The sequence below is a fragment of the Polaribacter sp. genome (assembly GCF_049276715.1).
Taxonomy (GTDB): domain Bacteria; phylum Bacteroidota; class Bacteroidia; order Flavobacteriales; family Flavobacteriaceae; genus Polaribacter.
Genome location: NZ_JBASWY010000024.1, coordinates 1 through 15,753, shown reverse-complemented (window position 1 = coordinate 15,753; position 15,753 = coordinate 1). Strand labels below are relative to the sequence as shown.

At 29.5% G+C, this 15,753-nt stretch carries 14 protein-coding genes; 7 read left to right on the top strand and 7 right to left on the bottom strand.

The annotated features are described in order from the left end of the window. Nucleotides 1-9: 9 nt before the first annotated feature. From WAO74_RS06525 to argS, 4 genes are all read right to left on the bottom strand, one after another. Nucleotides 10-1,560, bottom strand: a complete 1,551-nt coding sequence (locus WAO74_RS06525; protein WP_422160561.1) for a glycosyltransferase family 2 protein — start codon at nt 1,558-1,560, stop codon at nt 10-12. After that, nucleotides 1,561-2,574, bottom strand: coding sequence for a HEAT repeat domain-containing protein (locus tag WAO74_RS06520; RefSeq protein ID WP_422160560.1), 1,014 nt, complete (start codon nt 2,572-2,574; stop codon nt 1,561-1,563). Between the two features lie 231 nt (nt 2,575-2,805). Continuing rightward, complete coding sequence (gene lpdA, locus WAO74_RS06515; protein WP_422160559.1) at nt 2,806-4,194, bottom strand: dihydrolipoyl dehydrogenase; 1,389 nt, start codon at nt 4,192-4,194, stop codon at nt 2,806-2,808. Between the two features lie 167 nt (nt 4,195-4,361). Continuing rightward, a complete protein-coding gene (argS, locus tag WAO74_RS06510; RefSeq protein ID WP_422160557.1) occupies nt 4,362-6,137 on the bottom strand; it encodes an arginine--tRNA ligase in 1,776 nt (591 codons plus the stop codon). An 89-nt stretch (nt 6,138-6,226) separates the two neighbouring features. Between argS and WAO74_RS06505 the strand changes: the two genes are divergently transcribed. After that, the gene (locus WAO74_RS06505; RefSeq protein ID WP_422160555.1) at nt 6,227-6,751 is read left to right on the top strand and encodes a YkgJ family cysteine cluster protein; all 525 of its coding nucleotides are present in this window, start codon (nt 6,227-6,229) and stop codon (nt 6,749-6,751) included. Nucleotides 6,752-6,939: 188 nt separating this feature from the next. After that, nucleotides 6,940-7,884, top strand: a complete 945-nt coding sequence (locus tag WAO74_RS06500; protein ID WP_422160553.1) for a pentapeptide repeat-containing protein — start codon at nt 6,940-6,942, stop codon at nt 7,882-7,884. 8 nt (nt 7,885-7,892) lie between these two features. Here WAO74_RS06500 and WAO74_RS06495 read toward each other — a convergent pair whose 3' ends face one another. Both WAO74_RS06495 and WAO74_RS06490 read right to left on the bottom strand, forming a co-directional pair. Then, a complete protein-coding gene (locus WAO74_RS06495) occupies nt 7,893-8,867 on the bottom strand; it encodes a hypothetical protein (RefSeq protein ID WP_422160552.1) in 975 nt (324 codons plus the stop codon). Nucleotides 8,868-8,879: 12 nt separating this feature from the next. Next, nucleotides 8,880-10,121, bottom strand: coding sequence for an exo-beta-N-acetylmuramidase NamZ family protein (locus tag WAO74_RS06490; RefSeq protein ID WP_422160550.1), 1,242 nt, complete (start codon nt 10,119-10,121; stop codon nt 8,880-8,882). 4 nt (nt 10,122-10,125) lie between these two features. Here WAO74_RS06490 and WAO74_RS06485 point away from each other — a divergent pair, with 4 nt between their 5' ends. Beyond that, the gene (locus tag WAO74_RS06485; protein ID WP_422160622.1) at nt 10,126-11,361 is read left to right on the top strand and encodes an ABC transporter permease; all 1,236 of its coding nucleotides are present in this window, start codon (nt 10,126-10,128) and stop codon (nt 11,359-11,361) included. Between the two features lie 3 nt (nt 11,362-11,364). Here WAO74_RS06485 and WAO74_RS06480 read toward each other — a convergent pair whose 3' ends face one another. Further along, complete coding sequence (locus tag WAO74_RS06480; protein ID WP_422160548.1) at nt 11,365-12,288, bottom strand: LysR family transcriptional regulator; 924 nt, start codon at nt 12,286-12,288, stop codon at nt 11,365-11,367. An 81-nt stretch (nt 12,289-12,369) separates the two neighbouring features. On the opposite strand from WAO74_RS06480, the gene WAO74_RS06475 reads away from it, so the two are divergent. The 4 genes from WAO74_RS06475 (at nt 12,370) to WAO74_RS06460 (ending at nt 15,631) form a co-directional block, all read left to right on the top strand. Next, complete coding sequence (locus tag WAO74_RS06475) at nt 12,370-12,618, top strand: hypothetical protein (RefSeq protein WP_422160546.1); 249 nt, start codon at nt 12,370-12,372, stop codon at nt 12,616-12,618. Between the two features lie 3 nt (nt 12,619-12,621). After that, nucleotides 12,622-12,939 (top strand): hypothetical protein, encoded by a 318-nt coding sequence (locus WAO74_RS06470; protein ID WP_422160544.1) that lies wholly within the window; start codon nt 12,622-12,624, stop codon nt 12,937-12,939. 82 nt (nt 12,940-13,021) lie between these two features. Further along, nucleotides 13,022-13,984: a sodium-dependent bicarbonate transport family permease gene (locus tag WAO74_RS06465; RefSeq protein ID WP_422160543.1), complete on the top strand. Its 963-nt coding sequence runs from the start codon at nt 13,022-13,024 to the stop codon at nt 13,982-13,984. A 288-nt stretch (nt 13,985-14,272) separates the two neighbouring features. Beyond that, nucleotides 14,273-15,631: a pyridoxal-phosphate dependent enzyme gene (locus tag WAO74_RS06460; RefSeq protein ID WP_422160542.1), complete on the top strand. Its 1,359-nt coding sequence runs from the start codon at nt 14,273-14,275 to the stop codon at nt 15,629-15,631. Nucleotides 15,632-15,753: the final 122 nt, after the last annotated feature.

Below are 15,753 nucleotides of genomic sequence, written 5' to 3'. Positions count from 1 at the left end.
TAGGGTAATTTATGTTTTTATAGATTCGAATTCTCCAGAATCTTTTTTGTTTTTTAATCTATCAAAAATGCTCGGTTTTTTCTGGCGTGGTTCGTTATTTCCAGCGTCATCATTAGTGTCATTTTTGCCATTTTTCTTACTTTCGTCTTCTTTCTCAAAACCTTGTCTTGTCATAGTTCCCCAAGCAAGTTCTCTACTTGTAATGTAACTGAAGTAGCCTTTTAAAGAGAAAAACAATATCATTGGATGGTAAATTAGAGGCTCTATAAATGCGGTTACAAATAGCGTAAGAACTTCTCTTGTTGTGTTGTAGTACTTAAAAGTCATTTGATCCCAAATAATTACTACCGAAGAAATCATAATAGCAAATGTGTAGGAGTACAATAAAATTAAAGGAGCAAAATTCCAGTTTACATACCCAAATAATACTAAAAATATGGTAAATAAGATTCCAAAAGCTTCTATAATAGGTGCTAAAAATTCAAAAATAAAGATATAAGGAAAAGTTATTAAACCTAATCTTTTGTAGCTAGGATTAAACAATATTTTTCGGTGATCACTAAACATTTGAAAAAGTCCACTGGCCCATCTTGTTCTTTGCCTACCTAGAATTTGAATATTTGGTGGTCCTTCTGTCCAACAACAAGATAATGGTATATAGCCAATTTTATAAGCTAGCCTGTTATTCATCATGTGTGCAGCCATTCGTGTTAACATGTCCATATCTTCTGCATGAGAATCAGCACCATAACCACCTGCCTTAATTGCAATATCTTTATCGAACATTCCAAGCCCACCAGAAACATTAGGTACAGAGTTTATTAACTCCCATCCCATTTTTCCTAATAAATAAGATCTAATATATTCTAATTCCTGAAAACGAGGAATTAATGCTTTGGGCGGTCTTACTCTTGTAATAATACCTTCTTCAATTTCACAGTTATTAGACATTCTTAAAGTGGCACCAACAGCAATAACTCTAACCTTTGAATTTAAAATTGGTTTAATCATTTTTGTTAGTGTATTTCTAGCAAGAATACAATCTACATCTGTGTTTAAATAATAGGGAAATACTGAAGCATTTAAGCCTGCATTAAATGCATCTGCTTTTGTGCCACCATTTTCTTTATCAATTACTGTAAGAATCTCATATTTTGGATTCTGAGATTTAAAGGTTCTTTTGTAAGGTTTTGTTTTAATTTTCTCTACATAAGCAAAAGGAGCTTCAACTAAATCGAATTCTTTTATTAAAAGATCTAGAGTTGTATCTTTACTTCCATCGTTTACAATAATTACCTCGAATAAAGGATAATCTAAGGTTAGTAGAGATTTTACATTAATAATGATAGTTTTCTCCTCATTATAAGCTGGTGCAATTACTGATATTCCTGGAGCTAAATTAGAATTCAATAACTCTTCGTCGTCAATATCTGTATTATAACTTTTATATCTGTTTATTGCTATAAATGAAAATATAGCAAGCACTAAATAACTTAGGATTAAGGAAGTTGCGTAAAAGAATATAAAGTATTCGTAAATTTTTACAAAAATTTCAAACATTTATTTAAATTTAATTAGTGGTGTTTCAATGTGTTTTAATATCGTAAGATCAAATCCTTTTAAAGTATTTTTTAAATTTTGAAAGGCTATTCTACCTTCGTAACTGTAATTTAAAATTGCTTCTGCAATAATTTTCTTTGTATCTGTATTGTTCGATTCTCCGAAAATTTCTTGAAGAAACCGAAGTGATTTACCTGTATTAAACTTTTTTATTGTTTTTACAATAGCAACCTGGCATATTTCTGGCTCTGTGTAATAACTGTCAATTAAATCTTGTTCAGTTTCTTTAACATTTAACTGTCCTAGAGTTATAATGGCTTCTGCTCTAACACTTGCATTATCATCTTCCAGTTTTTCAATTAAAATTTCCTCAATACCTTTTTGTTTAAAATGGCCAACCATCTTAATTAAAAATATTACTAATGAATCGTTTTTAGAATAGTTGATCCACTTTCCTAGACCTTCTAAATTACCTCTTTCATTCTGTAAATCTAAATATTGCATCAATTCAATTTCATCCCATTTCGTTAATGATCCTTCAAAATCATCGAAAAAACGATATGGATCATTTGTACTTAATGCTAAATATGAGTTTCTTGCTTCACTTCGAATTTTCTGATTTTTACTATATGCATAGTGTAAAACTTTAGCATCAAACTTATTTAAATTTAAAACAAATGCTTCTTGGAAAGCATCTATTTTCTCGCTATTTGCCCTTGAATCAAATTTTCTTTCTAAGTGTTCTACAATACCTAATGAATTTATAATTAGATTGTAATGCTCAGACTCTCTGTCATCTCCTTTAAAGTCTACTAAAACTCCTACAGCCATGTCTAAAGATTCTCTATTAACCTCACCAACAATATCCTCAAAATTTTTGTAAATTTCCTGTTCTGTATATACTTCATCTCTAAATAAGATGTCTTCAAACAGTTTTATAGTATCAGGTAAACTTGTTTTCAGTGTTTTCTGAATTCGATTATACCTTGTTCTGATTGAGTAAATTGTAATCATTAAAGCTAGTGTTGCTGCAATAAAAAACAATGTCAATACAATTGTAATCTGTATGATTAAAGGAAATGTTTTTATCTTATAAATAAATTCTAGAAACCACTCAACGATACCCATTTTTTATGTGCGTTATTTGTTAATTCGATGAGTTGAGGGACTACTGTTAAAATTATAATGACAAAAGTAAATAAAATAAAACTTATTTCACATTGCTTTTCTGCGAATGGTATGAATTTAAAGGTGAATTACCTCACCATAAGCATCTGCTACTGCTTCCATAACTGCTTCACTCATTGTTGGGTGTGGATGTATCGTTTTTAAAACTTCATGACCCGTAGTTTCTAGCTTACGTCCTAAGACAGCTTCTGCTATCATATCAGTTACTCCAGCACCAATCATATGGCATCCTAACCATTCACCATATTTTGCATCAAAAATCACTTTTACAAAACCATCTGGTGTACCTGCTGCTTTCGCTTTTCCTGAGGCTGAGAAAGGAAATTTACCAACTTTTAATTCGTAACCTGCTGCTCTTGCTTTTGCTTCAGTCAAACCAACAGAGGCAATTTCTGGGGTTGCATACGTACAACCAGGAACATTACCATAATCTATAGGTTCTGTATGTAAACCTGCTAGTTTTTCAACACAAGTAATTCCCTCAGCAGAAGCAACATGTGCTAAGGCTTGACCTGGGACTACATCTCCAATTGCATAATAACCTGGAATGTTTGTTTGATAATAATTGTTTACTAAAATTTTATCTCTATCAACAATAATTCCAACATCTTCTAAACCAATGTTTTCGATGTTAGATTTAATTCCAACTGCAGATAACAAAATATCTGCTTTTAATGTTTCTTCTCCTTTACTAGTTTTTACAGTGGCAACAACACCTTCACCAGAAGTATCTACAGAGAGTACTTCTGAGCTTGTCATAACAGTAATTCCTGCTTTTTTTATAGATCGTTCAAATTGTTTTGAAATGTCTATATCTTCTACAGGAACTAAATTTGGCATAAATTCTACAATAGTTACATTAGTTCCCATCGTATTGTAAAAATGCGCAAACTCAACACCAATGGCACCTGAACCTACAACAATCATAGATTTTGGTTGACTTGGCAAAGTCATTGCTTTTCTATATTCAATTACTTTTACACCATCTTGAGGTAAATTTGGTAATTCTCTAGAACGAGATCCTGTTGCAATAATTATATTATCTGCAGCATATTCTGTTACAGAACCATCTTCTGCAGTAACATCTACTTTTTTGCCAGTTTTTATTTTTCCAAAACCATTGATGATGTCGATTTTATTTTTTTTCATTAAAAAAGCAACACCTTTGCTCATTCCATCTGCAACACCTCTACTACGTTTAATTACAGCTTCAAAATCTTTATCTATAGCTTCAGCTTTTAAACCATATTCATCTACATGTTTTAAGTAATCGAAGACCTGTGCAGATTTTAGCAACGCTTTTGTTGGAATACAACCCCAATTTAAACAGATACCACCTAAAGATTCTTTTTCTACAATTGCAACTTTAAAGCCTAATTGCGATGCTCTAATTCCAGTTACATATCCTCCAGGTCCACTTCCAATTATAATGATGTCGTATTTCATGTTTGCGTTTATTTCAATTTTAAAACTTAATAAAATTATAGTTTTATTGTTAATTTCTGTTAAAAATAAATTCAAATTTAAGTATAAATAGCAATTTGTTCAAATTATTAACAGGCATATTTAAAAATAAATTAATTTACCTTAATTCATATGAAAATTTTATGATATTACATTCTTTCAGGAACATTTATTCCTAATAATGAAAAAGCAGATTTTATAGTATCTGCAACTTTTTTAGAAATTTGTACTCTAAATATTTTCTTATTTTCATTTTCTTCTCCTAATATTGATACATTTTGATAAAAAGAATTGAATTCTTTTACTAAATCATACGTATAATTCGCAATAATTGCAGGCGAATAATTAGTGGCAGCTAGCTGAAGAGTTTCTGGAAATAAAGCCAATTGTTTCAACAACTCTTTTTCTTTTTCGTGCAATTCAATTGAAACAGAATTTGAGTAATCAAAAGCTGCTTTTCTAATAATAGATTGAATTCTAGCATATGTATATTGAATAAAAGGACCCGTATTTCCTTGAAAATCTACAGAAGATTTTGGGTCGAATAAAATTCTTTTTTTAGGATCTACTTTTAAAACAAAATATTTTAAAGCGCCTAAACCAATCGTTTTATAAAGTTCCTCTTTTTCTTCTTCAGAATAGCCATCTAACTTGCCTAATTCTTCTGAAATTTCTTTAGCAGTTGCTGTCATTTCAACCATTAAATCGTCAGCATCTACCACAGTTCCTTCTCTAGATTTCATTTTTCCAGAGGGTAAATCTACCATTCCATAACTTAAATGATGGAGTTGTTTTGCCCAATCGAAACCTAATTTTTTTAAGATTAAAAACAATACTTGAAAATGATAATCTTGCTCATTACCAACTGTATACACCATCCCTCCAACATCAGGAAAATCTTTAACACGTTGAATAGCAGTACCAATATCTTGTGTCATATATACTGCTGTACCATCTGAACGCAACACAATTTTTTCATCTAAACCATCTTCAGTTAAATCTATCCAAACAGAACCATCTTCTTTTTTGTAGAAAACTCCGTTTTCTAAACCTTCTGCAACAAACTCTTTTCCCAGTAAATAAGTATCACTTTCAAAATATAAAGTATCAAAATCTACTCCCATATTTTTGTAAGTGATGTCAAAACCCTCATAAACCCAAGAGTTCATCGTTTTCCAAAGCGCAACAACTTCTTCATCTCCTGCTTCCCATTTTAACAACATTTGTTGTGCTTCTAATAAAAGTGGTGCTTCTTTTTTTGCTTCGTCTTCTGTTTTTCCTTCGGATATTAATTGAGCAATTTCTTTCTTATATTCTTGATCAAATTTTACATAATAATTTCCAACCAATTTATCGCCTTTTAAACCTGTAGATTCTTGAGTTTCTCCATTTCCAAATTTTTGCCAAGCCAACATAGATTTGCAAATATGAATTCCTCTATCGTTTATAATCTGTGTTTTGTATACTTTTTTTCCTGATGCTTTTATAATTTCTGCAACAGAATAGCCTAACAAATTATTTCGAACATGTCCTAAATGTAATGGTTTGTTGGTGTTTGGAGATGAGTATTCAACCATAATTGCTTTTTCATCCGCCTTTGGCGAAACAAAACCAAAACTAGAATTCGTGTAAATTGAATTGAAAAAATTGATGTAAAAAGCATCGTCAATTACTAAGTTTAAGAATCCTTTTACAACATTATATCTTGTAATTTCAGCAATATTATCTACCAAATATTTCCCTAAATCTTCGCCAATTGCAGCAGGGTTTCCTTTTTTGTAACGCAACATAGGGAAAACAACTATAGTAATATCGCCTTCAAATTCTTTTCTGGTAGCTTGGAATTCTACTGTAGGAATTTCTATATTATATAAAGCTGAAAAACCTTGCTTTACTTTGGTTTCTATGATGTTTTGGATGTTCATTTAGTCTCAAAAATTGAAATGCAAATTTAGGTATTTTTATTTGTTTTTCAAGCCTGAAATGTAACCAAGAATAAGTGTATTTTTGCAGTATGGAAAAACGGTTAGAACAGCTCCCAAAATTGGCAGAACAAGCTAAAAAGGAAAACAAAAAATATTTTTCGAATCTAAAGAAAAGAACACCTAAAAATTTAGATTATGTGATGCATAAATTGCACACCAAAGAATTTGAAAAAACCGATTGTTTAGATTGTGGAAACTGTTGCAAAACTACAAGTCCGATTTTTACAGATAAAGATATTGAGCGCATTTCCAAACATTTTAAAATGAAAGTGTTTGATTTTACAAATCAATATTTACAAAGAGATACAGACAATTTTATGGTGTTAAAAACGGCACCTTGTTCTTTTTTAGATGAATCTGATAATACTTGTACTATTTATGATGTTCGCCCAAAAGCCTGCTCTGAATATCCACATACAGATAGACGAAAATTTATCCAAATTACAGATTTAACCATTGAAAATACTTTTGTATGTCCTGCTGCATATACAATTGTAGAGAATTTAAAGAAGGTTTTACCTTTAGAATCGAACGAAAAAAAGAGAAGAAGTTAGTTTTAAACAATTTAAATTTATAATAATTTGTCAATTTTTACTTTATCATAGTTAGATGATAAATTAATATTATTTCAATTGTAAGAACGTCTGATAGAATTCAAGAATTAGAAAAAGAAAATTTTGCGCTTAGAAAACGTTTAGATCAACTTGAAACGCCATCAACTAAAGGTAAAAGATGGAAGTTTTTGTTTCGGTTTACTGCTACTCTTTTTGCAGGGAAAAAATTAAAAACAAGTATCTACAATTCGATACAAGAATTTAACGAACAAAAAAGAATTTCTTTAAATACAACATCAGATTTAATTGCAAGTTTAATAAGAAGATTAACGAGAATTGGACTAGTTGCCTTACTTTTTGCATTGCTGCCAACAACTTTAATGATTTATCAAAACAGTTTATTAAAAGCCCAAAACAAAAAAAATCAAGAACAAACTTACTTAGCAGAAGCCTCTAGAAGATCTGCACAAATGTTTATTATGGGCGATGTTTTAAGTGATATTAATACCGAACTTGAAACCAAGAATAGCAGAAAGTTATCAAACACCTTAGTGGGTAGAATTGTGGGTTTAAGCAGAGCTATGAAACCTTATAGATATTTGGTTGATGATCAATTAATAGAAAATCCAATAAGTCCAGAAAGAGGTCAATTGCTCATTACACTTTGCAAAAGTGAGATAGAACCTTCTTTTTTTGTGGATAGAATTTTGCAAGAAAGCGATTTTACAAAATCGGAACTTCAAAATGTAAATTTGTATGGAGCAGTTTTAAGAGATATTAATTTAAATGGCTCAGATTTATCGAATGCAAATTTGGTAAATATTGATGCTAGAAGAGCTAGTTTCGAAAGTGCGAAATTAAGAAAAGTAGATTTGGAAGATGCTAATTTAAGCAATGCCATTTTAACGAATGCAGATTTATCTGGAGCAATTTTTGCCAATACCAATTTAAAAAATGCGAATGTAACCAACATCATTTTAGATAGCACAAAAGTAGATAGAATGGATTGGTTGTCTTATTTAAAGGATAATTTAAAACTAAAAGGAGCAAAGCAACTTTTTGAAGATTATAAAATTGATAGCATTTTTTCGAAAGAATTTAATGCAAAAGTGCCTACAGTTTTGAGAAAATAGAAGTTGGTTTATAGGTTGATAAATTCAGTTCTAATTTTTATACCTTCTTTATTTTCAATCATAAATATTTTTTCCTTCAATAAAATGTATTTTTCTAAACTCATTTCAGAATTAATTTTAATTAAATAATTTCCTGTTTTATCAATTGTGTCTAATAAAATATTAGATTTTTCATCAAATTGATTTACCAAAATAATTTGAATAGAATATTTTTTTAAATATTTTTTTTTCTGATTTTCAATAATTGTTATTATAGGTTCTATTTTTTCCGTTGATAATTCATTTATTTGATTTTGCCAGAATTCAAAATTGTCTAAAAAGCCATAATAAGTATTATTCTTAATGTCAAAATCTGTTAATAAAAATACTTGATTAATGTTAACTTGATAAAGCAGAAAGTAACATTTTACAATTTCTCTTAGCGTAATATTTTCTCCAATATAAATAACAATGTTTTTTACTTGTCTATGCTTTTGAAACGCAAAGCTTGGGAGTAAATTAAAATCAGAAGTTGTTTTGTCATTTAGTTTTAGTTTAAGAATACCTTTTTTATCTCTAAATATGTGAAAAGCACTTTGATAATTAGATAAAGAATCTGGGGAAATAGGCTGGTTTATTCTCAAATTAATTAGGTCATAATTTACTATTTCAATTCCATCATGATAACCTTCCATAAACATATAATCATTATCATTTATTTTGAGGATAGAGTCTTTTCTAGAAAAATTGAAATCATATTTTAAAGTATCATTTTTGACAAAGAACTCTATTGATTTACTTCTTATCTTGTAACTTGCAAATGAATTATATGTGTAAATATCATGTAAATACAAAGAGTCATTCTGGAAAGTAATTGAAGGTAAATTTGCATACGCACCTTTATTATCCAAAGGAATCCAAGTACCTCTAAATTCATTAGGATTAAATTTTTCTTTGCAAGAAAAAATGATTGAGAGTAATAAAATGGCATAAAACTTTTTCATAGAAATTAATTTCTATTCATACATCAAATAATGTTCCCTAATTTTTTTAAATGCTTCCAAATCTTTAAGCCAAGTTTTTCTAATTTCTACTTCAGATAAACCTTGTTCTATTTGTTGTTGTAATTTTTCTGTTCCTGCATGTTTTGCGAAGTTCGCACTATTAAAAACCTTGGTTTTATCAGTTGCATTTTTATAAGCATTTATAACATATTGTAAATTTACTTTTTCTAGTTTTTTCTCATCAGATAGATCTATACCATAACACAAAATATTTTCATGTTTTGGATGTTTAGCACCAGGATTTGAAACAGGCGTGTAACTAAAAGTATACTTGCTTTTATCTAAAAATGGCGCTCCAAAACGTTGAAATTGAAACTCAGTTCCTCTGCCTGCATTTATATTGGTTCCTTCAAATAAACCCAAACTTGGGTATAAATTTATAGACTTATTATTAGGTAAGTTTGGTGAAGGTTTAATTGGTAAATTATAAGTAGAATTATGATGATAGTTTTTTAAAGGAATCACAGTTAAATTGCAAACTAAATTGTTTTCCAACCATTTTTCTCCATTAATCATTTTCCCATATTCGCCAATGGTCATGCCATAAACCAAAGGAACTGAGTGCATTCCTAAAAAGCTTTTTTGCGCTGGCTCTAAAGTTGGTCCATCAATATAACTTCCATTTGGGTTGGGTCTGTCTAGAATTATCAATTGAATTCCTGCTTCTGAGCAAGCTTCCATAACATAATGCAAAGTAGAAATATATGTGTAAAAACGAACGCCCACATCTTGAATATCAAAAACAACAATATCGATATTTTTTAATTGTTCTTGTGATGGTTTTTTATGTTTACCATGCAAGGATAAAATGGGCAAACCTGTTTTTTTATCAGTGCTATTATCAAACAATTCTCCAGCATCTGCTTGTCCACGAAAACCATGTTCTGGTGCAAAAACTTTTTTTATGTCAATGCCCAAACTAATTAAGGTATCAACCAAATGTCTTGTTTCTTGTTTCTTGTTTCTCAACTCTATAATTGATGTTTGATTCGCAACAACAGCCACATTTTTACCTTTTAATAATTCTAGATACAATTCGGTTCTTTCTGCACCCGTTTTTATAATGGTGTCTTTTTCTAAGCTTCGAACTTTTAATTTTGAATTCTCAACTTTTTGAGCACAAGAAATCAGCTGAAAATTCAATAACAGAAATAATATTAAATATGTACTTTTGAATGGTTTAAAAAGAATCATCAATTTGAATTACGAGTTATTTATTGCGAAACGAATTATTGCTGGTAAAAAGTATAAAAGTAGCATTTCATCACCAATAATAAAAATAGCAATTACTGCAATTGCATTAGGCATTATTATTATGTTAATTGCTGTTGCAACTGGTTCTGGTTTGCAGTATAAAATTCGTGATAAAATGGCGGGTTTTAAAGGGCATATTCAAATTGTTAATTTCGATGCGAATAATTCTGATGTATCTGTAATTCCCGTAGAAAAAAATCAAGATTTTTATCCGAAGTTTAAAAATATTTCTGGGATTAAAAATGTTCAAATTTTCGGAAATAAAGCCGGAATTTTAAGAACAGAAACCGATTTTGAAGGCATTATTTTTAAGGGCGTTTCTACAGATTACAATTGGACTTTTTTTAAAGAATATTTAATTGCTGGAAAATTACCTGATTTTAATAAAGATAGAACTACAGACGTTTTATTATCGGAAACCATAATGAATCGATTACAATTAAAATTAAACGATACCATTTTAGCTACATTTATAAAAACAGAAACTAGCAAATTACCATCAAATAGTAAATATGCTATTTCAGGAATCTATAATACTGGTTTTTTGGAGTTTGATAAAAGCATGATGATTGGTGATATTAGAGAAGTGCAAAGACTCAATAAATGGTCAGAAAATGAAGTGGGTGGCTTTGAGGTTTTATTGAATAATTTTAATGAAATTGATGCAAAAGGCAAAGAAATTTATAACGCAACAGCATCCACATTAAATAGTAAAACCATTTTAGAAATGTACCCAAGTATTTTTGAATGGATAGAACTTTTTGATAATAATGTTTGGGTAATTATTGGCATTATGATTATTATTGCTGGCATTAACATGATTACTGCTTTGCTAGTTTTAATTTTAGAAAGAGTGCAAATGATTGGCATTTTAAAAGCCCTAGGTAGTTCTGATACTAGTATTCGAAAAATATTTTTATACAATGCTTCTTATCTTATTTTAAAAGGTCTTTTTTGGGGAAATATTATAGGGTTATCAATCATTGGAATTCAACATTATTTTAAGATAATTACTTTAAATCCAGAAACTTATTATGTTTCAACTATGCCTGTTCATATTTCTGTTGGAGCTATTATAGCATTAAATATGGGAACTTTGCTTTTATGTTTTTTAATGTTGATAATTCCATCATTTATTATCACTAAAATTGAGCCATCAAAATCTATAAAATTCGCTTAGAGTTTATCTTTCTAAAAACCAAGAAAATTGTTTTTTAATAATATCATTTTTGTTTTCTACTATATGCTTTTTAAATGCTTTAGCAACTAAAGATAGATTTTTAGATTTCAGCCAAATTAAATTCCAGTTGGTTTCTAAAGGGAAGTCTTTTAAATTTAAAATTTGTAAATCACCATTCTGAAGTTCATTTTTTATTCCCATAATTGGCATAATAGAAATGCCTAAACCAGCAATCACTGCTTGTTTTACAGCTTCGTTAGAGGTGAGTTCCATCTTTTTTATAACTTCTATTTTATGTTTTAATAAATACCTTTCCATAGCCAATCGTGTTGCAGAACCAGGTTCTCTGAAGATAAAAAGAGATTTGTTAAAGTCTTTAATCTGAAAATCTTTTTTAGATGATTCAAAATTTTTACTAGCTATAAAGTAAAGCTTGTTTTTCATCAACTCAATACGTTCTATATTTAGCTTTTTCGGAATTGTAGAAACCATTGCAAAATCGCACTCATTATTTTCTAAACTTCTAATTACAGACATTTTGTTGGTAACATCCATAGTTAAATCTACCTTTTCGTTTTGCTTTATAAAGTCTGTTAAAAAATAGGGCATTGCATATTTGGCAGTAGAAACAATAGAAATTTTTATTTTTCCTGCTAATTTACCTTCGTAAATGGCTGACTTATAATTTATGGTAGCTACTTCATCTAAAATTCTAGTAGCTGTTTCTGCTATTTCCTCTCCAAATTCTGTTATGTATAATTTTCTGCTTACCACTTCAAAAAGAGGTAGTTTAAATTGGTCTTGAAAATTTTTAAGTTGAATAGAAACAGCAGGTTGCGTTAAAAATAATTGTTCAGATGCTTTGGTAACACTTTTAACTTCTGCAATTTTCTTAAAAATCTCTAATTGATGTAAAGTATAGTTCATAAAATATGTTTATATATAATATAATAAATATAAATAAAAATATATGAAATAAACATTATTTCTTTGTAAAAAATTTAAAGCATGGGACAAACTATATTTAAACCAAGAGAACAAGTAAAATCATTAAACAATCAAATTGTAATTCAAATTTCTAAGAAACAATTAGTTGTATTTTTTCAAATAGTAGTTATGTTCGCTATGGTTGCATTAAACATTATAGCAATACTAATTTCAAGTCCTTTTTTAAAGGAATTATTTATATCACAAAGCGTTTTATTATTGGTCTTTTTTATAAAAACGTCTAAATCTAACAATATTTCTAAATATTAAATTATGAATACTTCAGCAATAATGGCATCAGAATCAAATACAGAAACAGTGAGCGAACAATTAAAATTAATTGAAGGTAAGTTTACAAAAAGAGAAGCTTTAAGCATTGTTAACAATCTTGTAGATGTAAAACTGAATTTTCATAAAATACAAAGATTATCTAGAACCGAAGGAAATGCAAAGGATGTTTGCGAATACGATAATTCTAGAATTACAGAATTAATAGAAGATAGAGCAGATGTAAAAGCCTTTTTAAAAGCGCTAGAAAATGGATCTAAAATAAAAATAGAAAGTACAATACACTTTACAATAGAAGAATAAAGATTGTTTTAATTTTGAATTTTAGTAGGAAAACCTTTTTTAAAGTGTATTTCCTACTTTTTTTACGCCAAATTTTTAAAAAATGGATTTACATTATTTAGTAGAGAATTTAACAAACCCTGCGCTTTTATTTTTCTTTTTAGGACTTATAGCAGTCAATTTAAAAAGCGATTTAAAAATACCAGAAAACTCCTCAAAATTTATTTCCTTATACCTTTTATTAGCAATAGGCTTTAAAGGAGGGCAAGAATTATCACATAGCACTATTACATCACAAATTATTTGGTCTTTACTTTTCGGAGTTTTATTGGCGGTATTAGTTCCAATTTATTGCTACTTTATTTTAAGACTTAAATTAAGCGTAGAAAATGCAGGAGCAATTGCTGCAGCTTATGGCTCTGTAAGTGCAGTAACATTTGTAACTACCATTTCTTTTTTAGAACTTTCGAGAATCCCTTTTGGTGGTCATATGGTTGCAGTAATGGCACTTATGGAGGCACCTTCAATTATAGTTGGTGTTTTATTAATTTCACTTTATAGTAAAAATAAAAAAGACAAAACATCTTTTCGAACAGTTATTCATCATTCTTTAACCAATGGAAGTGTTGTTTTAATTATAGGAAGTTTACTTGTGGGTTACATTGCAAATGATGCACAAGCAGAAGGTATTAAACCTTTTACAACAGATATATTTAAAGGTTTCTTGGCTGTTTTCTTATTAGATATGGGAATTACAAGTGGTGGTAAATTAAAAGACTTGCTAGAAAAAGGTTGGTTTACAGTATCTTTTGCAATCATAATTCCACTTATTAATGGATGTTTAGTAGCCATAATAAGCGGTTTTTTTATGGAAGAAATTGGCAACAGATTACTAATGTCTATTTTAGCAGCAAGTGCCTCTTATATAGCAGTACCAGCAGCTATGAAGCTGGCTGCACCAAAAGCAAATCCTGGTTTATACATTCCAATGGCTTTGGCAATTACTTTTCCATTTAATATAACTATTGGTATGCCATTATATTTATGCATTATTGGTGTGTGTTAAAAAGTTAATTTGGGCGTTCCCTAAAGGACGCGCTTTCCACTATATCTTTTTATCGTTCCTGAAAAAAGGATGTCGTTTCAATCGCTAACGCAGAAAATCAATCAACTTTTAGCAAGCGATTTGCTTTCAGTTTCTGTGCGTTGCAATTGAATGGTTTGTTTAAGCTCATTAGTACTTCTTAAAAGTGTTAAAAGAGACTAACCTTTAAACTTTACTCAAGATAAATTACAACGAGTCTTTTAGGAGCGCCCAAAAAATAATTTATCTTTGCAATTGTAAAATGACTACATGAACTTCGCAAAAAATATATTAGAAACTATTGGCAATACACCTTTAGTAAAATTAAACGTTTTAACAAAAGATTTACCTTGTTTGGTATTATCTAAATATGAAACCTTTAACCCAGGTAATTCTGTAAAGGACAGAATGGCGCTGCAAATGATAGAAGACGCAGAAGCAGATGGACGCTTAAAACCTGGAGGAACCATAATAGAAGGAACGTCTGGAAATACAGGAATGGGTTTGGCTTTAGCTGCAATTGTAAAAGGCTATAAATGTATTTTTGTAATGGCAGACAAACAGTCTAAAGAAAAGATAGATATTTTAAGAGCTGTTGGAGCAGAGGTTGTAGTTTGCCCAACAAATGTAGAGCCTACAGATCCGCGTTCTTATTATTCAGTTTCTAAACGTTTAGGAGAAGAAACACCTAATTCTTGGTATGTAAATCAATATGATAATCCGAGTAATTGCAAAGCACATTTTTTAAGTACAGGTCCAGAAATTTGGGAACAAACAGAAGGTAAGGTAACACATTTTGTTGTTGGTGTTGGAACTGGTGGAACCATTTCTGGAGTTGGTAGTTATTTAAAAATGAAAAATCCGAATATTAAAATTTGGGGAATTGATACATATGGCTCTGTGTTTAAAAAATATCATGAAACTGGTATTTTCGATGAAAACGAAATCTATCCATATATCACAGAAGGAATAGGTGAAGATATTTTACCAAAAAATGTAAATTTTAGTGTTATTGATGGTTTTACAAAAGTAACCGATAAAGACGCTGCAATTTACACACAACGTTTGGCAAAAGAAGAAGGGATGTTTTTAGGAAATTCTGCTGGAGCTGCTATAAAAGGGTTGTTGCAATTAAAAGAACATTTTACTAAAGATGATGTTGTGGTTGTTTTATTTCACGATCATGGAAGTAGGTATGTGGGTAAAATGTTTAATAATGATTGGATGAGAGATAGAGGCTTTATAGATGAAATAGCCACAACTGCTGCAGATTTAATTAAAAATCATCAAGATAAACCTTTAATCACTGTGCAGACTGAAGAGTTAGTTTCACATGCTATTGAAAGAATGAAAGGAAATAAAATTTCACAAATTCCTGTAAGAGACATGAATGGTTTTGTGGGTTCTGTAGATGAAACAGATTTATTACATCATTTTATTTCTGATAAAAAAAATGCACATATTCCCATTAAAGACATTATGGGAAAACCATATCCAATTGTACAAAAATCAACAAAAATAGATGCCATTTCAAAATTGATATCTAAAGAAAATGAAGCTGTTTTGGTAGATTTAGAAAATGGGAATTTTCATATTATTACAAAGTACGATATTATTAGTGCACTTTAAAAAAACGATAGGTATTTACATTTAGTAGTTTCAAAATGTTCAATCGTCGAAAAACAAAATTTACAGATTAAAGTCTCTCTATTTTTGAAGTGTATTTAACAATACAAACAATTAATTATAAG